22 protein-coding genes, 1 tRNA gene and 1 pseudogene are annotated in these 22,267 nt (G+C 60.8%); 15 read left to right on the top strand and 9 right to left on the bottom strand.

Going from position 1 to position 22,267, the window contains the following annotated elements; genetic code table 11:
• Positions 1 to 54: 54 nt before the first annotated feature.
• A complete protein-coding gene (gene prmB / locus IFT80_RS18430) occupies positions 55 to 963 on the top strand; it encodes a 50S ribosomal protein L3 N(5)-glutamine methyltransferase (RefSeq protein ID WP_122476320.1) in 909 nt (302 codons plus the stop codon).
• A gap of 119 nt (positions 964 to 1,082) precedes the next feature.
• Here prmB and IFT80_RS18425 read toward each other — a convergent pair whose 3' ends face one another.
• Both IFT80_RS18425 and IFT80_RS18420 read right to left on the bottom strand, forming a co-directional pair.
• Positions 1,083 to 1,865, bottom strand: a complete 783-nt coding sequence (locus IFT80_RS18425; protein WP_192138055.1) for a hypothetical protein — start codon at positions 1,863 to 1,865, stop codon at positions 1,083 to 1,085.
• Positions 1,866 to 1,946: 81 nt separating this feature from the next.
• A complete protein-coding gene (locus tag IFT80_RS18420; RefSeq protein WP_244647019.1) occupies positions 1,947 to 2,900 on the bottom strand; it encodes an alpha/beta hydrolase in 954 nt (317 codons plus the stop codon).
• A 139-nt stretch (positions 2,901 to 3,039) separates the two neighbouring features.
• Between IFT80_RS18420 and aroC the strand changes: the two genes are divergently transcribed.
• From aroC to IFT80_RS18405, 3 genes are read left to right on the top strand one after another with little or no spacing between them, the layout of a single operon-like run.
• Positions 3,040 to 4,131, top strand: coding sequence for a chorismate synthase (aroC, locus tag IFT80_RS18415; protein WP_122476314.1), 1,092 nt, complete (start codon positions 3,040 to 3,042; stop codon positions 4,129 to 4,131).
• 5 nt (positions 4,132 to 4,136) lie between these two features.
• A complete protein-coding gene (locus tag IFT80_RS18410) occupies positions 4,137 to 5,315 on the top strand; it encodes an MFS transporter (RefSeq protein ID WP_192138054.1) in 1,179 nt (392 codons plus the stop codon).
• 19 nt (positions 5,316 to 5,334) lie between these two features.
• Positions 5,335 to 5,880: an acireductone dioxygenase gene (locus IFT80_RS18405; protein ID WP_192138053.1), complete on the top strand. Its 546-nt coding sequence runs from the start codon at positions 5,335 to 5,337 to the stop codon at positions 5,878 to 5,880.
• A gap of 184 nt (positions 5,881 to 6,064) precedes the next feature.
• On the opposite strand, the gene IFT80_RS18400 is transcribed toward IFT80_RS18405, so the two are convergent.
• A complete protein-coding gene (locus IFT80_RS18400; protein WP_043185483.1) occupies positions 6,065 to 6,343 on the bottom strand; it encodes a DUF3509 domain-containing protein in 279 nt (92 codons plus the stop codon).
• A gap of 359 nt (positions 6,344 to 6,702) precedes the next feature.
• Here IFT80_RS18400 and IFT80_RS18395 point away from each other — a divergent pair, with 359 nt between their 5' ends.
• The 10 genes from IFT80_RS18395 to IFT80_RS18350 all read left to right on the top strand — a co-directional run bounded on the left by IFT80_RS18395 (position 6,703) and on the right by IFT80_RS18350 (position 16,205).
• Positions 6,703 to 7,224 (top strand): ankyrin repeat domain-containing protein, encoded by a 522-nt coding sequence (locus tag IFT80_RS18395; RefSeq protein WP_122476308.1) that lies wholly within the window; start codon positions 6,703 to 6,705, stop codon positions 7,222 to 7,224.
• A 63-nt stretch (positions 7,225 to 7,287) separates the two neighbouring features.
• Positions 7,288 to 7,818: a hypothetical protein gene (locus tag IFT80_RS18390; RefSeq protein WP_122476306.1), complete on the top strand. Its 531-nt coding sequence runs from the start codon at positions 7,288 to 7,290 to the stop codon at positions 7,816 to 7,818.
• Between the two features lie 90 nt (positions 7,819 to 7,908).
• Complete coding sequence (locus tag IFT80_RS18385) at positions 7,909 to 8,100, top strand: PLDc N-terminal domain-containing protein (protein ID WP_043185491.1); 192 nt, start codon at positions 7,909 to 7,911, stop codon at positions 8,098 to 8,100.
• A gap of 200 nt (positions 8,101 to 8,300) precedes the next feature.
• Positions 8,301 to 10,388: an LTA synthase family protein gene (locus IFT80_RS18380; protein ID WP_192138052.1), complete on the top strand. Its 2,088-nt coding sequence runs from the start codon at positions 8,301 to 8,303 to the stop codon at positions 10,386 to 10,388.
• 175 nt (positions 10,389 to 10,563) lie between these two features.
• Complete coding sequence (locus IFT80_RS18375; protein WP_122476302.1) at positions 10,564 to 10,800, top strand: hypothetical protein; 237 nt, start codon at positions 10,564 to 10,566, stop codon at positions 10,798 to 10,800.
• 220 nt (positions 10,801 to 11,020) lie between these two features.
• On the top strand, positions 11,021 to 11,362 hold the full coding sequence (locus IFT80_RS18370) for a ribonuclease E inhibitor RraB (protein WP_122476300.1): 342 nt from the start codon (positions 11,021 to 11,023) through the stop codon (positions 11,360 to 11,362).
• Between the two features lie 376 nt (positions 11,363 to 11,738).
• Complete coding sequence (locus IFT80_RS18365; RefSeq protein ID WP_122476298.1) at positions 11,739 to 13,148, top strand: circularly permuted type 2 ATP-grasp protein; 1,410 nt, start codon at positions 11,739 to 11,741, stop codon at positions 13,146 to 13,148.
• Positions 13,149 to 13,160: 12 nt separating this feature from the next.
• Positions 13,161 to 14,111, top strand: coding sequence for an alpha-E domain-containing protein (locus IFT80_RS18360; RefSeq protein WP_122476296.1), 951 nt, complete (start codon positions 13,161 to 13,163; stop codon positions 14,109 to 14,111).
• A complete protein-coding gene (locus IFT80_RS18355) occupies positions 14,108 to 14,941 on the top strand; it encodes a transglutaminase family protein (protein ID WP_122476294.1) in 834 nt (277 codons plus the stop codon). Before IFT80_RS18360 ends, IFT80_RS18355 begins: the two co-directional genes overlap by 4 nt.
• A 538-nt stretch (positions 14,942 to 15,479) precedes the next feature.
• The gene (locus IFT80_RS18350; protein WP_192138051.1) at positions 15,480 to 16,205 is read left to right on the top strand and encodes an amidotransferase; all 726 of its coding nucleotides are present in this window, start codon (positions 15,480 to 15,482) and stop codon (positions 16,203 to 16,205) included.
• A gap of 36 nt (positions 16,206 to 16,241) precedes the next feature.
• On the opposite strand, the gene IFT80_RS18345 is transcribed toward IFT80_RS18350, so the two are convergent.
• Together IFT80_RS18345 and IFT80_RS18340 are read right to left on the bottom strand one after the other, a co-directional pair.
• A complete protein-coding gene (locus IFT80_RS18345) occupies positions 16,242 to 17,213 on the bottom strand; it encodes a magnesium and cobalt transport protein CorA (RefSeq protein ID WP_122795187.1) in 972 nt (323 codons plus the stop codon).
• Positions 17,214 to 17,401: 188 nt separating this feature from the next.
• Complete coding sequence (locus tag IFT80_RS18340) at positions 17,402 to 18,091, bottom strand: crotonase/enoyl-CoA hydratase family protein (RefSeq protein WP_192138050.1); 690 nt, start codon at positions 18,089 to 18,091, stop codon at positions 17,402 to 17,404.
• A gap of 213 nt (positions 18,092 to 18,304) precedes the next feature.
• On the opposite strand from IFT80_RS18340, the gene IFT80_RS18335 reads away from it, so the two are divergent.
• A tRNA-Ser gene (locus IFT80_RS18335) sits at positions 18,305 to 18,394 on the top strand.
• Positions 18,395 to 18,679: 285 nt separating this feature from the next.
• On the opposite strand, the gene IFT80_RS18330 is transcribed toward IFT80_RS18335, so the two are convergent.
• From IFT80_RS18330 to IFT80_RS18315, 4 genes and pseudogenes are all read right to left on the bottom strand, one after another.
• On the bottom strand, positions 18,680 to 21,001 hold the full coding sequence (locus tag IFT80_RS18330) for a lipase family protein (RefSeq protein ID WP_192138049.1): 2,322 nt from the start codon (positions 20,999 to 21,001) through the stop codon (positions 18,680 to 18,682).
• A complete protein-coding gene (locus tag IFT80_RS18325; RefSeq protein ID WP_192138048.1) occupies positions 20,998 to 21,792 on the bottom strand; it encodes a hypothetical protein in 795 nt (264 codons plus the stop codon). Before IFT80_RS18325 ends, IFT80_RS18330 begins: the two co-directional genes overlap by 4 nt.
• Complete coding sequence (locus IFT80_RS18320; protein WP_192138047.1) at positions 21,789 to 21,959, bottom strand: hypothetical protein; 171 nt, start codon at positions 21,957 to 21,959, stop codon at positions 21,789 to 21,791. The genes IFT80_RS18325 and IFT80_RS18320 overlap by 4 nt, the downstream gene beginning before the upstream one ends.
• Positions 21,956 to 22,267, bottom strand: a pseudogene (locus IFT80_RS18315) (hypothetical protein); the annotation flags it as partial. The pseudogene IFT80_RS18315 and the gene IFT80_RS18320, both read right to left, overlap by 4 nt.

Here is a 22,267-nt window from a genome sequence, read left to right as displayed (position 1 = left end):
AATCACCCACGGGCCTCTGTTAATATTCCGGCTTGATTCGACCGAGGAGCTTTTGTGATCACTTCCCGCTTGCGCACCGTGCGCGACCACATCCGTTGGGCCGTCAGCCGTTTTCATGGCGAAGAGCTGTTCTTCGGCCACGGTACCGACAACGCCTGGGACGAAGCCCGTCTGTTGGTGCTGGGGGCGTTGAACCTGCCCTATGAAATCGCCGACAGCTACCTGGATTGCCGCCTGGAAGACGACGAGATCGTGCGTGTGCAGCACCTGCTCAAGCGGCGCATGGAAGAGCGCGTGCCGGCCGCCTACCTGATCGGCGAGGCCTGGTTCTGCGGCATGTCTTTCATTGTCGATGCGCGGGTGCTGGTGCCACGTTCACCGATCGGCGAGCTGATCGAGAACAGCTTCGAGCCCTGGCTGAGCCAGCCGCCAGCGCGCATCCTCGACCTGTGTACCGGTTCGGGCTGCATCGGCATCGCCTGCGCCGACGTTTTCCAGGACGCCGAAGTAGTGCTGGCCGACCTGTCGTTCGAGGCGCTCGAGGTGGCCAACCAGAACATCGAGCGGCATGGCCAGGAAGAGCGTGTCTATACGGTGCAGGGCGATGGTTTCGAAGGGTTGCCGGGGCAGCGTTTCGACTTGATCGTGTGCAACCCGCCCTATGTCGATGCCGAGGACTTCGCCGACATGCCCGCCGAGTACCAGCACGAACCCGAACTGGGCCTGGCCTGTGGCGACGACGGCCTGAACCTGGTGCGGCGCATGCTGGCCGAGGCGGCTGATCACCTCAACGACAGAGGCCTGTTGATCATCGAGGTCGGCAACAGCCAGGTGCACGTCGAGGCGCTCTACCCGGAAGTGGACTTCAACTGGCTGGAGTTCCAGCGCGGCGGGCATGGCGTGTTCATGCTCAGCGCGGCACAGTGCCGTGAGCATCAGGCGTTGTTCGCTTCGCGTATCTGAAAACGCATGAACTGTAGAGCGGGTTGCGCTCGCGAACGTCTGCAGCGGTTTGGCTCGATACCGCAGTGACGCCTTCGCGGGCAGAGCCCGCTCCCACACAGTTTTTGCGAGTGCCGCTGTCAACGGTGGGTGGCGATCCAGATCAGCAGCGCGGCCTGGAACACGGCGAATGCAATCAGGCAGGCGATGGTGAAACGCAGGCCGCTTTCCTCGCGCGAGAATTTACCGATACGTTCCTGCTGGCCGTGCAACTTCAACTCCATCTCCTGCAACTGCTGCTCGGCCATCTGCAGCATCTCGCTGGCCGCCAGCACCTCGACCACCTGCACTTTCTCCACGTTCCAGGTACTCAGCAACTGGCTGACGGCAATCGGGTGGTACTGGCCCTTGAGGCGTTGCACGTCTGCGTATTCAACGTTCAAGCCTTGGGTGCGCAGCGCGTGATCACGACGATCCAGGCCGGCCGGCTGGAGCGCTTCCTTGCTCGACAACGCCGCGCCTTGCAACGTGTAGTGCGGCCAATGACGCTGCAGCCAGGCGGCGGCTTGGGCCATGACGAAGCGCCCCAGGCCACGGTTGACCGGTTCCAGTTGCAGGCCTGCGTCACTGCCCAGGCTGACTTGCCGTAGCTGATGATCGACCCAGACATCCAACCGGTTCTGCTCGCTGCGCACGCGCTGGCCGGGCAACTGGATGTCCAGGCGCATCAGGCTCAGGGCAGGGTCGTGGCGCTCGGCCATGCCGAACTGCACGAAGCGCAGGGGGCGCGGCCCACTGGCCCGGTCGGCGGGCAGGGGCGCCAGGCGCAGCATCCTGAACTGCTCGGGGGTCACCTCGGCCCACGGCCGCGGCGGCGCTGCAGGTTCTTCGACGATGGCTTCTGGCGGGGCTTGTTCGGTCATGGCGCGATCCTCTTCACGGACCTTGTATCGGCCATGCCTGCCCACTCTTGAACGCTGCCATGGGTCCCCTGGCGCGTTGGGTCAAAGCCCGTCGATGAATTTCACCACTGCCTGACCCAGTTCCGCCGCCAGCGGACGTTTGTGGTCACGATACGACTTGAGTTGCGAAGGCAGGTCCATCGGCACGATACGCAGCACGTGGTTCATGCCAGGAATCAGCGCCAGCTGCGCATCGGGCTTGGCGCGTTGCAGTGCCTGCGCATCGCCAATCCCGACCTGGATGTCGTTGCTGCCCTGCACGATGAGGGCTGGGATCTTCAAGGCGGCGAAGGCCTGCGCAGGGTCCTGGCGCAACAGCGAAATCAGGTAAGGCTGCACGCTGGGGCGAAACAACACCTGCAGGGGCTTGGGCACGTCCGGGTCATACTGCCCGGCTTCCAGCCGCTCGATCAGTTGGTAGCTGCGCGGTTGCAGTTCGGCTGGCAGGCGTTCGCCGATCTGCTCGCGCAACACTTCGCCCAGGGGACGACCGCTGCCCGACAGCGAAATCACCGCATCGGCATTGGCGCGCGGCGCTGCCAGGGTGGCGATCAGCGCACCTTCGCTGTGGCCCAGGATGATCAGCGGGCCGAAACGCGGGTCGCGCTTGAGCTGCGCGCTCCAGGCCACGGCATCGTCGACGTAGCCTGCCACGCTCAGATCACGCTCGTCGGGGGTAGCCTTGCGTCCGGTGGCCACGCCGCGTTTGTCATAGCGCACGCTGGCAATGTTGTTCTGCGCCAGTAGCAAGGCGAGCTTCTTCAGGCTGTCGTTGCGACCCGCCTCGGGATTGTTGCCGTCCCGGTCGGTCGGACCGGAGCCGGAAATCATCAGCACCACCGGCACCGGCCGATCCGCGCGGGGCACCAGCTGCGAGCCGTACAGCTTGCCCTGAGCGGTCTGCAGCTCGATCGGGCGCCTGGCAATATCAGGGGTGGCGGCCAGCGCAGCGGTGCTGCTGACGAACAGTATCAAGGCCACCAATCGGAACGTCATCTGCAACATCATCGAGCCACTATCGAGGGAAGTGCGCTTTGGACTGGGGCGTCCGGCTAAGGTTCAGGGATGAACTGGCCGTCGACCCTGCGTATACTGGCTCTCTGTCTGATTCGGTTGATTTCGCGGAGCGCCCTGCATGTCCGGCAATACCTTCGGCAAGCTGTTCACTGTCACCACCGCTGGCGAAAGCCATGGCCCGGCGCTGGTCGCCATCGTCGACGGCTGTCCGCCAGGGCTCGCAATTTCCGTGGACGACCTGCAGCGCGACCTCGATCGACGCAAGCCGGGCACCAGCCGGCACACGACCCAGCGTCAGGAGCCCGATGAAGTCGAGATTCTTTCCGGGGTGTTCGAAGGGCGTACCACCGGTACCTCCATTGGCCTGCTGATTCGCAATACCGATCAGAAATCCAAGGACTACTCGGCGATCAAGGATCTGTTTCGCCCGGCCCACGCGGACTACACCTACCATCACAAGTACGGCGAGCGTGACTACCGTGGCGGTGGCCGCAGCTCGGCGCGCGAAACGGCCATGCGCGTGGCCGCAGGCGCGATCGCCAAGAAGTACCTGGCCACCCAGGGTATCCAGATCCGCGGCTACATGAGCCAGCTGGGCCCGATCCCGATTGCTTTCAAAAGCTGGGACGGCGTGGAAGACAACGCCTTCTTCAGCCCCGATCCGGACAAGGTCCCGGAGCTGGAGGCCTACATGGACCAGCTGCGCCGCGACCAGGATTCGGTCGGCGCCAAGATCACCGTAGTGGCCGAAGGCGTCATGCCGGGGCTGGGCGAGCCGATCTTCGATCGCCTGGACGCCGAGCTGGCCCATGCCTTGATGAGCATCAACGCCGTCAAGGGCGTGGAAATCGGCGCCGGTTTTGCCTGCGTCGCCCAGCGCGGCACCGAGCACCGCGACGAGATGACGCCCGAAGGGTTCCTCAGCAACCATGCGGGGGGTGTGCTGGGTGGTATCTCCTCGGGCCAGCCGATCGTTGCCCACCTGGCCCTCAAGCCAACGTCCAGCATCACCACGCCGGGTCGCTCGATCGACGTCCACGGCCAGCCGGCGGACGTCATCACCAAGGGCCGCCATGACCCGTGCGTGGGCATCCGCGCCACGCCCATCGCCGAAGCCATGATGGCCATCGTGTTGATGGACCACCTGCTGCGCCATCGCGGGCAGAATGCCGAGGTCAAGGTCGACACTCCGGTACTGGGCCAGCTTTGAGCGCGATGTCGCCGCCTGCGGGCCATTCGGTTCCGTATTGGCGGCTGTCCACTTTCTACCTGTTCTACTTCGCCCTGCTCGGGTCGACGGCGCCGTTCCTGGCGCTGTACTTCCACCATCTGGGCTTCGACAGCGCGCGCATCGGCGAGCTGGTGGCAATTCCCATGCTCATGCGCTGCGTGGCGCCCAACCTGTGGGGCTGGCTGGGCGACCGCACCGGTCGACGCCTGGCCATCGTGCGCATCGGCGCGGTCTGCACCCTGGCCAGTTTTTCCCTGATCCTGGTGGACACCGGCTACGCCTGGCTGGCAATGGTCATGGCCCTGCATGCCTTCTTCTGGCACGCGGTACTGCCACAATTCGAAACCCTGACGCTGGCACACCTGCAGGGGCAAACCGCACGTTACAGCCAGGTCCGCCTGTGGGGCTCGATCGGCTTCATTCTGGCCGTGGTGGGCCTGGGCCGGGTATTCGAGAGCCTGAGCCTGGACACCTATCCCTACGCGTTGCTGTTGATCATGGCCGGTATCGTCGCGGCCAGCGCGTGGGTGCCGGACGTGCCCGCCGGCGATGGCCCTCGCCGCACGACCGGGGAGGGCTTCATGAAACAGCTGGTACGCCCCGGCGTATTGGCGTTCTATGGGTGTGTGGGCCTGATGCAGCTCAGCCACGGCCCGTACTACACGTTTCTTACCTTGCACCTGGAGCAGTTGGGCTACAGCCGTGCAGTGATCGGCATGCTGTGGGCCGTCGGAGTCGTGGCCGAGGTCTTGATGTTCCTGGCCATGAGCCGGATTCTGGCGCGCTTTTCCCTGCGTCATGTGCTCATCGCCAGCTTCCTTCTGGCGGCCGTGCGCTGGCTGCTGCTGGGCAGTTTCGCCGAACACCTGTGGCTGCTGGTGCTGGCGCAGCTGATGCACGCCGCCACCTTCGGCAGCTTCCACGCGGCGGCGATCCATTTCGTGCAGCGCAGTTTCGGCGCCCATCAGCAGGGTCAGGGGCAGGCCCTGTATGCCGCACTGGCTGGCGTCGGTGGCGCCTTGGGTGCGCTGTACTCCGGCTACCTGTGGCAATCACTGGGCGCCACCGGCACCTTTGCCCTGGCCAGCCTCGCCGCGTTCGCTGCCGCGTTGATCATGCTCAGACGCACACTCCATGATCTGCCACCTGTGGCCAGTCACTGAAACCATTCGAGGAATTTGCATGAGCCGCCTGAGCGTCTATCACCACAGCACTGCGAACATCCCCAACAAGGTGCTGAGCCATGCCGAAGACATTGCGGCCACTTTGGCGGAGCTTGGTGTGCGCTTCGAGCGCGCCGGATCGACGCTGCCCGTGTCGTTCGAGGCAAGCCCCGAAGAGATCGTCGCGACCTGCCGCGCCGAGGTCGACACCTGGATGGCCCAGGGTGGCTACATGAGCGTGGACGTGCTCAGCCTTGACGATAGCAACGTGCAGCACACCTCAACGCAGGCCGAACTGCTGCGCGAGCATCGTCTTGTCGGTGAATGGGTGCTGTGCGTGCTGGCGGGCCGCGCGCTGTTGAACCTGCACGTTGGGGGTTACGTGTACGCGCTGCTGTGCGAGCGCGATGATCGCGTCGTGGTTCCAGCGGGCATGGCCCACTGGCTGGACATGGGCGAGCGGGGGCGGTTGATTGCGTTGCGTGTGTTCACCGATTCATACGGCTGGTGCCCGGAGTACGTGGTGCAGCCAGCGAACGATCTGTTTCCAGGGTTGGACGACTGATCCGGCTTTTATCGAGGCGAAAAAAAACCCGATACCAGGATGCGCCAGGTATCGGGCTTTAGAAGAAACAGAGGTCAAGCAACAGCATTCAATCAAACAGCAGGGGTCAAACGAACAGCGGTTCAGCGAATACGTGCCAAGCAACGCTTGCCAGGCAGATCAGCTCGCGCTGATCTCGCGTTGATCAGGCCGAGTGGTAGGTCGGCAGGGCGAAGCGGTTCTGGCTTTGCAGCATATTGATCGCTGGCAGCTGGCTGGCTTCGCCGGCCAGGTCGCGACGAATCGCGCTGATGACCCAGGTCAGTTGCTCAGGGGTGTGCAGCTGAGCGTAGGAAATCGAGCGTTTGATCTGTTTGCCATCGGTATCACGCAGGGTCAGCAGGACAGCACCATCCGGACGCGGCTGGGTGGTCACTTCGTACTCGGAGAAAACGGAAACGAATTTTTCGTGGAGGAAGTTCATGTGCAGCTCCTAGCAAGTTGGCAGGCATGTCTAGGTAGTTGCAGCGAGTGTGCCAAGTTTCGTTAAATATAAAATCCTTGTAAATCAACAGCTTGTGAATATCGCAAAATTCGGGCTCCGTGCAATTTGCATGAATGGTCGTCGGGCATGCTGCATTTTGCGCGGCGTGGTGGGTCTGACGGTAAGTCGCCCGAAGGGAATGACAGGCACAGCACGGATTTTTTCCCGCGTCACTACTGTCTATGACCACAAATCGCCAATAAATTCCCGCTTCCAGGGGCGATAGCCAGGCTCTGTTGCAGGCTTGAAGCCCAGCGGGAACACTGCCTACCGTGAACCATTTGCCAGGAGGTTTTGCCATGACCCAACCCGACGCTCGCCAGATGAACGACGAAGAAGCGGCCGAGTTCGCTGAACAAGTGTTCGACGTCGCTCGCAACGGTGATGCACAGATGCTCGAGCGCCTGCTGGAGAAGGGCCTGCCGCCCAATCTGCGCAACCACAATGGCGATACCTTGTTGATGCTGGCGACCTATCACGGCCACCTCGATGCGGCACGCGCGCTGCTGCAATACAAGGCCGACCCGCTGATTGCCAACGACAAGAACCAGCTGCCCATGGCTGGCGCCGCCTTCAAGGGCAACCTGCCGATGGTGCAGTTGCTGATCGAGCAGGGGGCCCCGGTCGATGGTGCATCGGCCGATGGCCGGACCGCGCTGATGATGGCCGCGATGTTCAATCGCACGGAAATGGTCGAATACCTGCTGGCGCAAGGCGCCAACCCGAACGCGGTGGACGCCCAAGGCATCGATGCGCTGGGCGCCGCGCGTGCCATGGGGGCCACGCTGACCATCGAACAGCTGCAGAAGCTGGCGGCCTGATACCCGCCTGGCTGAATTGCGGCTATCCTTGCGGCCTTTTTCCAGCGCCGCAGGGGTTGCCTCATGAAACAGTCACTTGTCGAACTCATCGGTAAAATCGGTTCGGGCTGCATGCGCGATGAAGACATCGAACGCATTGCCGATGAGGCCGCCCAGGCCTACGCCGATCCCCAGGCCTTCCTGGCCGCCAACCCGGACATCAACTACGACGACAGCTTTGCCATCCCGCTGGGCGAATGGGTCGTAGTCGGCAGCCTGCCCGACACGGTCATTTTCCAGGCCGACACCTACCCCGAGCTGCTGCAGCAGATCATCGACTCGTTCGGGCCCGACGTGACCTTCAACATCAAGCCCAAGCAGCTGAGCAAGGTCGAGGCGCTGACCGCACTCAATCGTATCCAGGTGCAACTGGGAGCCATGAGCAAGGAGGAGGGCGGCTACGTGCTGTTCAACTTCAGCCAGCCGCTGGACGATGAACTGCAGATGGTGCTGGTGTACGGCAAGGATGTGGATCGGGTGATGGCGCTGGGTGCCGAATTGCACATCGTGGCAGTACCTGCCCTGGAGGCATTGCGCGTCGCACTGCACGTCTGAACGCCAGTTCCAGCTTTCGCTCGGTTGCCACGGAACCCCTGCGACACGCCGCTATCCTAGTTGATGCATGCCATCCACAAGGAGTATCACATGGGTTCCACTTTCAATAGCCTGATCGGCCTGATCATCCTCGCGCTGGACATCTGGGCGGTCATCAACGTCATCAAGAGTGGTGCCTCGACCGGGGCCAAGGTCCTGTGGGTACTGCTGATCATCCTGCTGCCGGTATTGGGCCTGATCATCTGGGCCATCGCCGGTCCACGCGGCAACGTACGGGTCTGAATACAACAGGTCGAACCTGCAACGGGTTCGACCTGCCAGCCCTACCGACGTATCATCCTCGGCCCGACCGCCGTTTCGCGGCCGCAGCAAAGAATCTGAACGGAATTTTCACCTGTCTTCACGGACAATCCGCGCCCAGATTTCACCTTCGCGTCACCCATAGACCCTAACCGACAGACCTCAACGGACCTTTCCCACACATGGCTACTCCGGACGCCTTGAGTCAAAAGCAGGCCGCGCGCGGCACCCTGCAACCGACCGTCAAATCGCACCTGGCTTATACCCTGCTCAGCGGCCTGGCAATCATGCTGATGCTCAGCGGATTGCGCCTGGCCTTGCTGATGTACAACCGCGAGATGATCGGTGATACGCCTGCCAGCACCTTCGTCGAAGCTTTCCTCAATGGCTTGCGCTTCGACCTGCGCCTGGTGGTGTACCTGCTGATTCCACTGCTGCTGGCGGTACTCAGCGCTCGCGCCATGCGCTGGCGCGGGCTGTTCCGCGCCTGGCTGACGGTAGTGTCCAGCGTGGTGCTGCTGTGCGGCCTGATGGAGATGGACTTCTACCGCGAGTTTCACCAGCGCCTCAACGGCCTGGTGTTCCAGTACGTGAAGGAAGACCCCAAGACCGTGCTGAGCATGATCTGGTATGGCTATCCCGTGGTGCGCTATCTGCTGGCGTGGGTCTTCGTGACCTGGCTGCTGAGCCTGGTGTTCAAGGGCTTCGACCGCCTGACCCGTCCGCGCTTCGCCACGGCGGCCAGCGTCGGCAAGCCGGTGGCGCCGTGGTATGCACGCGTCGGTGTGTTCGTGGTCATCCTGCTGATTGCCGTGGTGGCCGCGCGCGGCACCTTGCGCCAAGGTCCGCCGTTGCGCTGGGGCGACGCCTACACCACCGATTCGAACTTCGCCAATCAGCTGGGCCTCAACGGCTCGCTGACACTGATCGCCGCCGCGAAAAGCCGCATGTCCGAAGACCGCGACAATATCTGGAAAGCGACCCTGCCGCAGGACGAAGCGCAGAGCGCCGTCCGTGAAATGCTGCTGACGCCCCACGACACCCTGGTGGACAGCGACACCGCCGCGGTGCGCCGCAACTTCCAGCCGCCTCAGGCCAACACCCTGCCGATCAAGAACGTGGTGGTGATCCTGATGGAGAGCTTTGCCGGCCATTCGGTGGGCGCGTTGGGCGCCGAGGGTGGCATCACGCCGTACTTCGACAAGCTGGCCCAGGAAGGCCTGCTGTTCGATCGCTTCTTCTCCAGCGGTACCCATACCCATCAGGGCATGTTCGCTACCATGGGCTGTTTCCCCAACCTGCCGGGCTTCGAATACCTGATGCAGACTCCCGAGGGCAGCCACAAGCTCTCCGGCCTGCCGGAGATGCTCAGCGCCGCGCGTGGTTACGACGACGTGTATGTCTACAACGGCGACTTCGCCTGGGACAACCAGTCCGGGTTCTTCAGCAACCAGGGCATGACCACGTTCATCGGCCGCAACGACTTCGTCAATCCGGTGTTCTCCGATCCGACCTGGGGCGTGTCCGACCAGGACATGTTCGACCGCGGCAACGAAGAACTGGCCAAGCGCGGCGCCGCCGGCAAGCCGTTCTACGCACTGCTGCAGACCCTGTCCAACCACGTGCCCTACGCTCTGCCGGCAAATCTGCCAGTGGACAAGGTCACCGGGCGCGGCAGCCTGGACCTGCACCTGACCGCCATGCGCTACTCGGACTGGGCCTTGGGCCAGTTCTTCGAAAAGGCGCGCAAGGAGCCGTACTTCAAGGAAACCCTGTTCATCGTGCTGGGCGACCATGGCTTCGGTAACCAGAAGCAGATCACCGAGATGGATCTGGGCCGCTTCAACGTACCGCTGCTGCTGGTCGGGCCGGGCATCCAGGAGAAATTCGGCAAGGTCAACCACACCGTCGGCTCGCAGCCCGATGTGGTACCGACCATCATGGGCCGCCTGGGCGGCGCCAGCCAGCACCAGTGCTGGGGACGCGACCTGCTCAACCTGCCTGCCGGCGACCCCGGCTTCGCCGTGATCAAGCCTTCGGGCAGCGAGCAGACCGTGGCGATCATCAAGGGCGACCGCATTCTGGTCGAGCCCCGTGACATGGACACGCGGCTGTATCGCTATCAGCTGGGCCGTGAATTCGACGCCCAGCTGATCCCCGATGCCGACGATGTGCCGCAATTGCGGGCCAAGCTGGACTCGTTCATCCAGACCGCGACCAAGAGCCTGCTGGACAACACCGCAGGTGCGGTGGAGAGCAAGCAGGAGTAAGTACCTGGTGTACTGTAAAAGGCCCTTCGGGGCCTTTTTTCATGGCCGTGTCGGCGCTGCGTGGCACGCCTCCGGCAATCCGCTGGCCGGAACGAATCCCCGCCGCTGCGAGTCAACGTTGTGTGAGCGTATCAAGCAGATTCCTGCCTGAATTCCGTCGAGGAGATGTACACCGATGAAAGAGTGGAAAATCAGCTTCGTCAACAAGGATGGCGTGCTGGACAGCATGGCTATCCGTGCTGACACCTGCCCGTCGATCGAAGAGGCGGCAACGCTCGTTCGCTCCAAGCTGTACCCCGTCGCAGCCGGACTGGATGAAGTCAATCTTCCCGACAACGTTGCCTCGCCGGTTGCCAAGACCCTCAAGTCGCAGCACAGCGTGGAAATCACGGCCATCACCGAAGTCGCTTGAATTTCATCTGATCCGGGCCATTGGCACGGGCCCGGCCTTCGCGCTACTCTGCGGGCAGGGTCCCCACGGATCCTGCTGCTCGTTTTCGTACCATGCTTCTTGCAACAGGCTCGATTCCAGGCGCCGCGTCCTCGACGCTGCACCGCACCCATTCCTTGTTCCGAGGAGGTTCTGGAAGTACTGAAAGTCTATCCGTCGTTATTGCTGAGGGAGACGATTCATGAGCACAACCTATCAAGAAGACATCAGCAGCAATGTATTGCGCCGCATGAAAGAGGGCGGTTTCGATTTCGCACGCATTCATCCTATCGAGTTCTATGCGGTCTTTCCCGATGAAGACCGGGCGCGGACGGCTGCCGGCAAGTTTCGCGGCGAGTCGCTCAATGCCCAGATAAGCGAGCGCGACGACGGTGCCTGGCACCTGGAGTTGAGCAAGCTGATGTACGCGACCTACGGCGGCATCGGTGAATTCGAGCAGGATTTCGAAGCCGTGGTCGAGCCTCTGGGAGGTGAAATCGAGGGGTGGGGCGTGAAGCACGAGGTCCAACGCCCGCAGGCCTGAAACCAGGTGAACCACGGCAGCGCCGTGGTTCACCTGTTCAGCGAATCACAGGCAAAAAAAAGCCGCTCACAAGGTGGCGGCGAAAGGGAATTCGGTGACTCGCAATGGGGCGCCAAGCTTTTGCCGGTGCCGATGAATTAAATATGCACTAACGCTGCAAGCTATTGAATTCAACTCTGTCTATGCTGGTCATAGCCTCAAGCCGCTTGAAATATCCGCTTCGCAATGAAGCGTATGTCAGCGGCGTTCGGACGTTGCCGCACAATAACGGTGCACGGTTCCCGGCTGGGAATTCCAAGCGCTTGATTTAATGGCACATATGCCGATGGCACGGGCCTTGCGAAGGCTCTTGGGTCCGGGTGACAAGGAGTACGGCATGAGCCGCACCTATTATGATGAGATGTACGATGCCGATGGCCAAGTTCGCCCGCATTACCGGGAGTTCGCCCGTTGGTTGGCCGATACGCCGCAGGAACTGCTTGCCCAGCGTCGACGCGAGGCCGATTTGTTGTTTCATCGAGCCGGCATCACCTTCACCTTGTACGGCGACGAGCAGGGCACCGAACGGCTGATTCCCTTCGACACCATTCCACGCAGCATTCCTGCCAGCGAATGGCGCATCGTGGAGCGTGGCTGTATCCAGCGCGTCAAGGCGCTGAACATGTTCCTCGCCGACCTGTATCACGACCAGCGCATCATCAAGGCCGGGATCATCCCTGCCGAGCAGGTGCTGGCCAACGAGCAGTATCAGCTGGCGATGCAAGGACTGGACTTGCACCGCGATATCTATTCGCACATTTCCGGGGTCGACCTGGTGCGCGACGGTGACGGCTCCTACTACGTCCTGGAAGACAACCTGCGCACGCCCAGTGGCGTGAGCTACATGCTCGAAGACCGCAAGATGATGATGCGGCTGTTTCCCGAGTTGTTCGCCGCGCAGCGCATCGCTCCCGTGGATCACTACCCCAATCTGCTGCTCGATACCCTGAAAAGCTCCAGCGCGATCGACAATCCCAGCGTGGTGGTGCTGACCCCGGGCCGGTTCAACAGTGCGTTCTTCGAGCACGCCTTCCTGGCGCGCGAAATGGGCGTGGAACTGGTGGAAGGTGCGGACCTGTTCGTGCGTGACGACAAGGTGTTCATGCGCACCACCGACGGACCCAAGCCGGTGGACGTGATCTATCGACGCCTGGACGACGCCTTCCTCGATCCATTGGCTTTCAACCCCGACTCCATGCTCGGCGTACCCGGCCTGCTGGCCGCGTATCGCTCCGGAAATGTGGTATTGGCCAATGCCATCGGCACCGGCGTGGCCGACGACAAGTCGGTCTACCCCTTCGTCACCGACATGATCCGCTTCTACCTGGATGAAGAACCCATCCTCAAGAACGTGCCGACCTGGCAGTGCCGCAAGCCTTCGGAGCTGTCCCATGTGCTGGCCAACCTGCCCGATCTGGTGGTCAAGGAAACCCAGGGTTCGGGTGGCTACGGCATGCTGGTAGGCCCTTGCGCGAGTGCCGCCGAAATCGAAAACTTTCGGGCGCGCCTCAAGGCCCGACCCCATGCCTACATCGCCCAACCCACGTTGTCGCTGTCGACCTGCCCGACGTTCGTCGAGAACGGCATCGCACCGCGCCACATCGACCTTCGCCCCTTCGTTCTGGCCGGCCGTGAAACCCGCGTGGTGCCAGGCGGCCTGACCCGTGTGGCGTTGCGTGAAGGCTCGCTGGTGGTGAATTCGTCGCAGGGCGGCGGGACCAAAGACACCTGGGTGGTCGAGGATTAAGGATGCCTGCCAATGCTAAGTAGAACTGCCTCTGATCTGTATTGGATGTCGCGCTATCTGGAGCGCGTCGAAAACCTCGCGCGCATGCTCGATGTCAGCTATTCGCTGTCGTTGATGCCGCAGGATGGCCGTGGTGACGGCCTGGACGAAATCGCCATGCCGCTGTTGATCACCGGCACCCTGGAAGACTACCTGGAACGTCACGGCCAGCTGCATGCCGAGCGCCTGCTGCACTTCTTTGCTTTGGATCCGGCCAATCCGGCCAGCATCTACAGCTGCCTGGGGGCGGCACGGGCCAGCGCCCATGCGGTACGCGGGCGGATCACCGCCGACATGTGGGAGAACATCAACTCCACCTGGCTGGAGATCCGCGGGATTGCCGAGCAGGGCGTGGGTCGCTATGGCATGAGTCGGTTCTGCGACTGGGTCAAGGAGCGCGCCCACCTGTTTCGTGGAGCGACCTATGGCACGCTGATGCGCAACGATGCGTTTCGCTTCATTCGCCTGGGCACCTTCATCGAGCGCGCCGACAACACCCTGCGCCTGCTCGACGCGCGTTACGAAATGCTCGGCGACGATGCCTATTCGGTCGACGACAGCTCGGCCCGTGGTTACTACCAGTGGAGTGCGCTGCTGCGCGCGCTGTCGAGCTTCGAGGCTTACACCGAAATCTATCGCGATGCACCGGCCGCCAAGCCGGTGGCCGAACTGTTGCTGCTGCGCGCCGACGTGCCCCGTTCGCTGCGCGCGTGTACCGAGGAGATCAACCAGATTCTCGCCGACCTGCCCGGCGCCAATGGTCGCCCGGCGCAGCGCCTGGCCGCCGAACTGGATGCACGCCTGCGCTACACCGGTATCGATGAGATCCTCGACGAAGGCCTGCACGAGTGGTTGAACGAACAGATCCCGCTGGTGCGCCAGTTGGGCAATGCGATCCACAGTGCCTATCTGGAGGCTGTATGAGGCTTAACATCAGTCACGAAACCGCCTATCACTACGATGACGAGGTGCGCGCCAGCATCCAGTACCTGCGCCTTACGCCGCACGACAGCGAACGCCAGCGCATTCTCAGCTGGCAGCTTGACCTGCCGCGCCCGGTGCGCGCCCAGCTCGACCCGTTCGGCAACATCCTGCATGTGCTGACCCTGGACGAGCCGCACGACGCGATCATCATCGGCGCGCGTGGCCAGGTCGAGATCGACGAAACCCGCGAGGCCGAACACGAAACACAGTCACCGCTGCCGTTCCTGCGGTTCACCCGGCTGACCGAGGCCGACGACGCCTTGCGTGCCTTTGCCGCCGAACAATGCCACACGCGGCGCGACCGCAATGGCCTGATCGACCTGATGCAGGGCCTGCACCAGCACATCACCTACACCAGCGGTGCGACGGCCGTGGACACCTGTGCCGCGCAAGCCTTCGCCAGCGGTGCCGGGGTCTGTCAGGACCACACCCATGCCTTTCTTGCCTGTGCCCGCAGCCTGGGGGTCCCGGCACGCTATGTCTCTGGCTACCTGTTTACCGAGGACACCGAGCACATGGCCAGCCACGCCTGGGCCGAAGCCTGGCTCGACGATGCCTGGTACAGCTTCGATGTGACCAACCAATTGGCGCGCCCGGAACGCCACTTGAAACTGGCGATAGGCCTGGACTACCTGGATGCCTGCCCGGTGCGCGGCATGCGTCGCGGTGGCGGTTTCGAGCAGATGCACGCCAAGGTACTGGTCGCGCCGAGCGCACCTGTGGTCAGCGTGGCCACTGCGCCGCAGTCCCAGAGCCAGACTCAAGGCTAGATTTCGGACGTGCGCCTGCACAGGCGCCGCTGCGGCGAGAGCGCCCTGAGGTTTGGCCGCGAAACGTCAGCTGAACAGCCTGCCCAGATTGGGCAGGATCAGCACCAGCGTCATGGTGAACACGATGAGTCCGGCCTGGCGGATTTTTGGATGTTTGAACATGGCAGACTGCCTATGAGTTATGTTCTTCCTGGCGCCAACCCATGCTGCAACCGCGGTTGAGCTTGGCGAAAAGGTGCACCCCCCACGACTCGATGTACCCATACGGCTGCATCAATAGTCATGCTTTTACCTTAGAACCCTTGATTGACGGGCCTTAGAACGCTTTGCCACGGTAGGCAGGGTCGTTTCGATCAAATTCGACTAAGGAACTCTTTTGCCGATTTTGAACATGCCGTGCTAGACGCCCAAGAAGGCAAATGCAAGCTCTGCGATGTGAATTACCGTTCATCGGGCAAATCCGGCGCAGCTTCACTTGCCAGCCAGCGCCGATAACGGGCACGCTTGCTACCTGCGTTCCCTCTCCATCGAGTGACCTATGACCCTCAACATCTGCATCCTGGAAACCGACGTGCTGCGGCCCGAACTGGTCGAGCAATACCATGGCTACGGCCGCATGTTCGAAACGTTGTTCGCCAGCCAGCCCATTCCTGCCAAGTTCACCGTGTTCAACGTAATGAACGGTGAATACCCACCGGCCGATGCCCACTACGATGCTTATCTGGTCACCGGTAGCAAGGCTGACTCCTTTGCCACCGACCCGTGGATCGAAACGCTCAAGACGTTTCTGCTGAAGCGCTACCAGCGCGGCGACAAGCTGCTCGGCATCTGCTTTGGCCATCAGTTGCTGGCGCTGCTGCTGGGCGGCAAGGCAGAGCGCGCGACCCAAGGCTGGGGCGTGGGCACCCATGAATACAGCCTGGCCAACCGTGCGTCCTGGATGAGTCCGGAAGTCGAAACGTTGACCCTGCTGATCAGCCATCAAGACCAGGTGACGTCGCTGCCGCAGAACGCATCGGTCGTGGCGTCGAGCGAGTTCTGCCCATTCGCGGCCTATCGGATCGGTGATCAGGTCCTGTGTTTCCAGGGGCATCCGGAATTCATCCATGACTATTCCAGAGCGCTGCTCGACATTCGTCAGCAGCATCTGGGCGAGCCGGTGTATCAGAAAGCCATTGCCAGCCTGGACCGTGATCACCACGGCATCACCGTGGCTGAATGGATGATGCGTTTCGTCGCACAGGGCACCCCGCCCGCGGCGTGACGCTCGTGCCCTGTGGCAGGGTCGGACAGCGCGCGGCTACAGCCAGCCGGCGCGCTTGAAGCCGGCGAACAAGCCACTGCAGCCCGACGCGATGACCCCCAGCACGATGTAGTAGCCGTAGTGCCAGGTCAGCTCCGGCATGTTTTCGAAGTTCATCCCGTAGATACCGGCGACGGCCGTGGGAAACGCCAGGATCGCTGCCCACGCGGCAAACTTGCGCTGGGTCAGGCTTTGCCGCGACGACTCCAGCAGCAGGCCGATCTCGATGGTCTGCGTGGCGATGTCACTCATGGTCGCCAGGTCTTCCATCTGCCGATTCACATGAATCTGCACGTCGCGGAAATAGGGGCGCATGTTCTTGTCGATGAAGGGGAAATCCAGCCGCTGCAGCTCTTCGCTGATCTCGACCATGGGCGCCACGTAGCGGCGCATGCGCAGCAGTTCGCGACGCAGCCCATGCAGGTGCTGGATATCGGCTTCATTGAGCGAGCCACCGAGCACGCGGCGCTCCAGCGATTCGATTTCACAGTGGATGGTCTCACTGACCGGCTGGTAATTCTCGGTGACGAAATCGAGCAGTGCGTAGAGCACGAAATCTTCGCCGTGATCGAGCAGCAATGGCCGCGCTTCGCAACGCTTGCGCACCGAGGCGTAGGAAGCCGAGTGACCGTTGCGGCAAGTGATGATGTAGCCGCGCCCGGCGAAGATATGGGTCTCGACGAACTCGACTTTGCCGTCTCGGCGGATCGGCGAATAGGTCACGATGAACAGCGCATCGCCGAAGGTTTCGAGCTTGGGTCGGCTGTGCACCTCGAGAGCATCTTCGATGGCCAGCTCATGCAGGTCGAACTGTTTCTGCAGTTGACTCATCTGTTCGGCGTCGGGCTGTTCCAGGCCGATCCATACGAAATGCCCCGGACGCCGCGCCCATTGCGCGCCTTCGTCGAGGCTGATGTCGGTAATCTTCTTGCCCGCGCTGTATACCGCGGCGGCGACCACTCGGCCCATGATGCTCACTTCTTCGATTGGCAGGGACACCCGGTATGGGCCTGCTGTGGATAGGAGTGTTCCGGCGCGGCGCAGTTCGCGGTTCAGTTCATTGATCGCGCAGTGCACTGCGCAGCGGCCTGTTCACGCCCGCCACAGTGAAGGCCCAACGTGTGGGCAAGGGTCCCTACCGCTCGTACTGACGCGCCTTAGAAGCCTTGCTCCTGGTCAATCCGGATGGCTTCGTCCAAGGTCTCCAGGAACGCTTTGCGTGCCTTGAGCTTGGTCCTGGCGTGGGCTTTCATGTTGAGCTTCTGCAAGCGTTGCGCCGCATCGAGGGCAGCGGCCTGCAACTGCTCGGGCGGCACCACCTCATCGAGAAAACCGGCCTGCAACGCCCCGGCAGGATCGAACATTTCCGCACCGATCACCGAGCGCTGGAAGGCTGAACGGCGCAGGCGATCCCTGGCCAGCTCGATGCCGGCGTGGTGCATGGTCATGCCGATCTGCACCTCGTTCAGACCGATATGGAACGGGCCTTCCACGCCGATCCGGTAATCGGCCGACAGCAGCAGGAACGCACCCTTGGCAACGGCGTGTCCTGGGCAGGCCACGATGACCGGGAACGGATGGCTCAACAGCCGGCGGGCGAGGGTAGAGCCCAGGGTGACCAGACTGATCGCATTCTCCGGGCTCGAGGTCATGACCTTGAGGTCGTAGCCTGCCGAAAGGATGCCGGGTTGACCGGTGATGACCACCACGGCGCGCGCTTCTACGGCCTGATCCAGAGCCTCGTTGAACGCCGCGATGACGGCAGGCGAGATGGCGTTCACTTTGCCGTTGTTCAGGGTCAAGGTGACGATGCCGCCCTCGAGTTGGTAATCGATCAGCTCACTCATGCCGGTATTCCTTGTCGTGTTGTGGCACCGACGTTACCCAGCCTTGCCGGCCGGGTAAAGCGCCGTGACTGACTGGCCGGTCACGCTGACAGGCCCGAGGGAATTCAGTGCTGGGCTTAAGCGCATGAAAAACTTGCAGAAAAGCTTTGCCATCACGAACGCTATCGACTACATTAGCGCGCCTCGACACACCGAACAGGTGTGCCGAGAAACGGTGAAGTGTCCGAGTGGCTGAAGGAGCACGCCTGGAAAGTGTGTATACAGGAAACTGTATCAAGGGTTCGAATCCCTTCTTCACCGCCACTTTCTACTGAAAAGCCCCGTTTTGCGGGGCTTTTTTGTGTCTGGCTGTTTTTGTTCCCCCATCTGTTCCACCCATTCCCATGCGCACTGACAGCGCCGAGCGCCTTCTTTTTTGTCTTCAGACCAGGCGAACTCACGATCGAGTGCGACAGGTGACGTCGGTCACCTTTAGCCAGGTGCAGATGTAGACGTGCGCTGCGTGAAACAGCAGCCTTGCGTGGCGTGAAACATGAGGGGCCTTCTTTTACTGCAGCAGCATGAAGGCCACGTGTTCTGTGGGCAAAGCTAGGCAATCGAATCTATATCCAATTGGTAGGGCGCTCCTACGGTATGGCCTCCCGTAATGGCAGCTATCGCCCGCTCATCGTCGTTTGCGGTTAGCGGGGCCATTGCCATCTGCTCCTGCCTTCTGTTCTCTGCATGAGCTCTCCAACGAGGCAAATCGTCTTCAATCAGTTCGGGTAATCCCGCGAATAAACCATACACATCAGACTCACGAATACGGTCATTGCGTAATATGCTCAGTCGCGTCCGTGTGGTTTCTATGTTGTCGTATTCTCGTTGAAGAGCGGCCTTCTCCGCTGCTTTCGTACCTTTAAATCTTTCAGAGCTTGCTGCCAGGCGGCTCTCAAAGGTGAGCAATTGCCGCTTGGCGTCCTTTAATGCCTCATCCACCTGTTCAAACTCATCATCAGTCACCAGCGAGCAATTGGAATCCAAAGCCTCCTGCCAGCGGCGTAGGCTGGCCCAGCAGTTTGGAATGTAGCTGACGACCATCTTGTGGTTGGCATTATCAATTACTTGTCGCAAGAATGAGCCGCGGTCCGGCAGGCCGTTGGCTGCCTTCAACGCTTTGGCACAGCCGTGGTCGTTGATGGTGCTGCACCCTGGCTTCCAGAGGATCGAGGACTTCACGCCTGCATTGAAATACACCGGCATAAAGTGTCGCAGTGTGCCGTGGTGAGTGTAGGGCTCGCCAAGGATGTTTATCATGCCCAACACAAACCATGACACCCCGATAGCCGGGTTCAGTACCGTAACGACACCCTGTGCGGCGTACTCCCGCTTGGTGGACGTATTCATCCATGTCGATGGAACGCTTGGCACCGGGTCGTTGTGGTTGACTATGCGGTGGTGGGTCAGGGGCTCAGCGCCCTCAGCGAAGGCTTTGTCACCGGCCCGTGGAGCGCCATAGGTGTAAAGCAGAATGTCTGCTGCATACCGTTTATCACGTCGTAGCATTTCAGACATTATCAAGGCAATCGCCCCGCCCAGGCTGTGCCCGGTGATGACCAGCTTTTGCCCACTGTAAAATCTGTCCAGATAGCTGACTGCAAAATCATAGGCTACCTTGGCCGCGCCATAAAATCCGTTATGCACCTTGCCAGGCCCTTGCTCAAAGGGCACTTGAGTCGCATCCATGTCGCGCAGCGCATCCGCCCCACTGGCGGTGCCCCGTATCGAGATCAAAATCAGCGTCTCGTGGTGGGTGATGAAGGCTTGGGTATCAGTACGCTCTCCAGATGCGCTGTCGTCAAAAGCGTGAATGCTGGCCGGATTCTCCTGTTTTTCACCCAGGCTGGGGCTATTAACTTCCGAGTACAGCTCTGGGTCGAAGGGCACCACTTCCAGGCGCTTGGAGTACGGCACCTCCTCATACAACGGGTAATAGGCCTTTCCCCCCGCCTGGGCCGCGTCGACCTGCCAAAGCTCGTCAAATTTTGACAGGGCATCACCAAACCAATTACCGATGCTCGGCTGCAAGGGAAAGCTTACTGTGTCGGTTTCTACCGGATGAAAGGGGGGTTGCTGAGCAAAGTCGCTATAGCTCAGCGTCGACATCAGCGCCAGTTGGTAGAGGTTGAGCGCGCAGAAATCATTGCTTGGCGAGAGCATTGGGCGCAGGGCGCGCAGCGGGCGTACCTCCAGCACGGTGTGCCGGTTCGGCATCAGGGCGACACCTCGTGGCCTGCGTGCGGGCGGTGCAAACCCCAGCTCCGCCATGGCCAAATTATCTGGCGGGACGCCAGTGTTTTTCCCACCCTCTAAACAGCCGGTCTGCTGGACCTTAGAGCTTTTTACCTGCGCCTCCGGCTGAAATAACGAAAATACATAGATGTTGGGTGGAAACCGACGCTCCACTATAGGTGGCAGATGCGCCACATGGTCTACCAGTTCGCGTACTTCGACCTGGTAAAAGGTATTGGCTTCGTTCTTTGCCGGATTGGTATCTGTACGGGCGCCAGACTTATTGAAAAAACGGGTCTTTTCGGCGCGCACTTGCAGCTCAGTGATCGGCAGCGGGTAATGCTCTCGTTCTTTTAAACGCACATATGTCTTATCTTGTCCTTCATAGGGCTGATTCAGTTTCAGCACTACAGGGCCACAATAATGATTGTCCACCTGGCCGGAGCCGGTGTCGTCCAGCTTGCCGGTGTAGACCATATTTTCGTAGTCGGTGACCACATACGCCAAGCCGGCATAGGGCTTGCCATCCCCCAGTTCATCCACCAATTGAAAGCTGGTCGAGTGCCCGCGCAGCGGGCAGGTATGGATACGACCATCAAAAGACGGTTTGTCGCTCTCTTTTAGGGAAGCAAGGCTCATGGGGTCACTTCCTTATTTTCGGTGCAACTTGGATAAATGTTGCAGTTGCGACCATCAGGCATTTTGAAGGTGCTGAAATCAGTGTGATTACCAAAACAGAATGCGTCCTGGTCTTCAAAACTTTCGCCCATACAACGTTTCCAGCCTCCAGGTACCTTGACCCAGGTATCGCCCATGTAGGGTTTCTCCTCATCAGCCAGCTTGATCTTCAGTTTGATGGTTTTGCCTGGTAGCTGATCGAGGGTGTAGGCGGCAAACGGCTTGCCTCGCGTAACGTTGCCCTGGGCGTCGGTGTTCTTGCAGTAGAGAATTTTGGTTATGTAGCGCTTGGGGCCAATCGTGCGGAAAAACCACTGACACTGCCCGGAAAACTGACTTTCGCCAGCAGCGTCGAACGTGCCCTTGTCGTGAGCGTCGAGATAATCCCGTACTGCGATAAACCCGGAATCACGGCTGAAGTCGCCTCGGTCTTTCCCGTAGGACGCGTTGATCTGAAGCTCTATGCTGTACAGCATCAACTCGCAGCCTTTACGGGTGCGGTGTATTTCTATCTGTGCATCGGGTTTGTATTCAGTTCTCCACTCCCGGTTGAACTGTGATTTTAGGTTGTCACGTTTGTCTAGTTTGCAGGACTGCCCGGGTGCTGGAACGTAGGTCGCTAATGCCATATAAGCAAAGCCCGGAGGCAAGTCGGCGGTAAAGGTAAAGGTGTTGGACTTTCCAACGGCTGAGCAGCCGAGGGTCAGGACCAGGCAACTGCCAAGAATCAAACTGTGAATGACGCGTTTCATACCGGGGCATCTCCCTGCCAATACCGCGTTTCCTGATAAACCCGATCAAAGTGTATCGCCGGGGTTTCGTGTGGCTGGGATAGCCAAGATTTTGGTGGGGCGTAGTCCGACGCCTGCAAGCTATGCATCAGCAAAAACTCACTGCCTTTCAAGGTTGCAAGGCTCATGGGGTCACTTCCTTGTTTTCGGTGCAGCCGGGATAAATGGTGCAGACGCGTTCATCCACCATTTTGAAAGTGCTGAAGTCTTTGTAGTTGCCATAGCAAAAGGCATATTGATCTTCAAAGTTTTCGCCCATACAACGTTTCCAGCCTCCAGGTACCTTGACCCAGGTATCGCCCATGTAGGGTTTCTCCTCATCAGCCAGCTTGATCTTCAGTTTGATGGTTTTGCCTGGTAGTTGATCAAGGGTGTAGGCGGCAAACGGCTTGCCTCGCGTAACGTTGCCCTGGGCGTCGGTGTTTTTGCAGTAGAG

This window comes from Pseudomonas sp. CFBP 8771, from assembly GCF_014841695.1.
GTDB classification, from domain to species: domain Bacteria; phylum Pseudomonadota; class Gammaproteobacteria; order Pseudomonadales; family Pseudomonadaceae; genus Aquipseudomonas; species Aquipseudomonas baltica.
Note: the sequence above shows the minus strand (reverse complement) of the source record. Positions and strands in the feature narration are given on the sequence as shown.

Coding starts and splice junctions, on each gene's coding strand:
- IFT80_RS18425 (WP_192138055.1), bottom strand. CDS start 1,865: ATGACCGAACAAGCCCCGCCAGAAGCCATCGTCGAAGAACCTGCAGCG.
- IFT80_RS18420 (WP_244647019.1), bottom strand. CDS start 2,900: ATGACGTTCCGATTGGTGGCCTTGATACTGTTCGTCAGCAGCACCGCT.
- aroC (WP_122476314.1), top strand. CDS start 3,040: ATGTCCGGCAATACCTTCGGCAAGCTGTTCACTGTCACCACCGCTGGC.
- IFT80_RS18410 (WP_192138054.1), top strand. CDS start 4,137: ATGTCGCCGCCTGCGGGCCATTCGGTTCCGTATTGGCGGCTGTCCACT.
- IFT80_RS18405 (WP_192138053.1), top strand. CDS start 5,335: ATGAGCCGCCTGAGCGTCTATCACCACAGCACTGCGAACATCCCCAAC.
- IFT80_RS18400 (WP_043185483.1), bottom strand. CDS start 6,343: ATGAACTTCCTCCACGAAAAATTCGTTTCCGTTTTCTCCGAGTACGAA.
- IFT80_RS18395 (WP_122476308.1), top strand. CDS start 6,703: ATGACCCAACCCGACGCTCGCCAGATGAACGACGAAGAAGCGGCCGAG.
- IFT80_RS18390 (WP_122476306.1), top strand. CDS start 7,288: ATGAAACAGTCACTTGTCGAACTCATCGGTAAAATCGGTTCGGGCTGC.
- IFT80_RS18385 (WP_043185491.1), top strand. CDS start 7,909: ATGGGTTCCACTTTCAATAGCCTGATCGGCCTGATCATCCTCGCGCTG.
- IFT80_RS18380 (WP_192138052.1), top strand. CDS start 8,301: ATGGCTACTCCGGACGCCTTGAGTCAAAAGCAGGCCGCGCGCGGCACC.
- IFT80_RS18375 (WP_122476302.1), top strand. CDS start 10,564: ATGAAAGAGTGGAAAATCAGCTTCGTCAACAAGGATGGCGTGCTGGAC.
- IFT80_RS18370 (WP_122476300.1), top strand. CDS start 11,021: ATGAGCACAACCTATCAAGAAGACATCAGCAGCAATGTATTGCGCCGC.
- IFT80_RS18365 (WP_122476298.1), top strand. CDS start 11,739: ATGAGCCGCACCTATTATGATGAGATGTACGATGCCGATGGCCAAGTT.
- IFT80_RS18360 (WP_122476296.1), top strand. CDS start 13,161: ATGCTAAGTAGAACTGCCTCTGATCTGTATTGGATGTCGCGCTATCTG.
- IFT80_RS18355 (WP_122476294.1), top strand. CDS start 14,108: ATGAGGCTTAACATCAGTCACGAAACCGCCTATCACTACGATGACGAG.
- IFT80_RS18350 (WP_192138051.1), top strand. CDS start 15,480: ATGACCCTCAACATCTGCATCCTGGAAACCGACGTGCTGCGGCCCGAA.
- IFT80_RS18345 (WP_122795187.1), bottom strand. CDS start 17,213: ATGGGCCGAGTGGTCGCCGCCGCGGTATACAGCGCGGGCAAGAAGATT.
- IFT80_RS18340 (WP_192138050.1), bottom strand. CDS start 18,091: ATGAGTGAGCTGATCGATTACCAACTCGAGGGCGGCATCGTCACCTTG.
- IFT80_RS18330 (WP_192138049.1), bottom strand. CDS start 21,001: ATGAGCCTTGCTTCCCTAAAAGAGAGCGACAAACCGTCTTTTGATGGT.
- IFT80_RS18325 (WP_192138048.1), bottom strand. CDS start 21,792: ATGAAACGCGTCATTCACAGTTTGATTCTTGGCAGTTGCCTGGTCCTG.
- IFT80_RS18320 (WP_192138047.1), bottom strand. CDS start 21,959: ATGAGCCTTGCAACCTTGAAAGGCAGTGAGTTTTTGCTGATGCATAGC.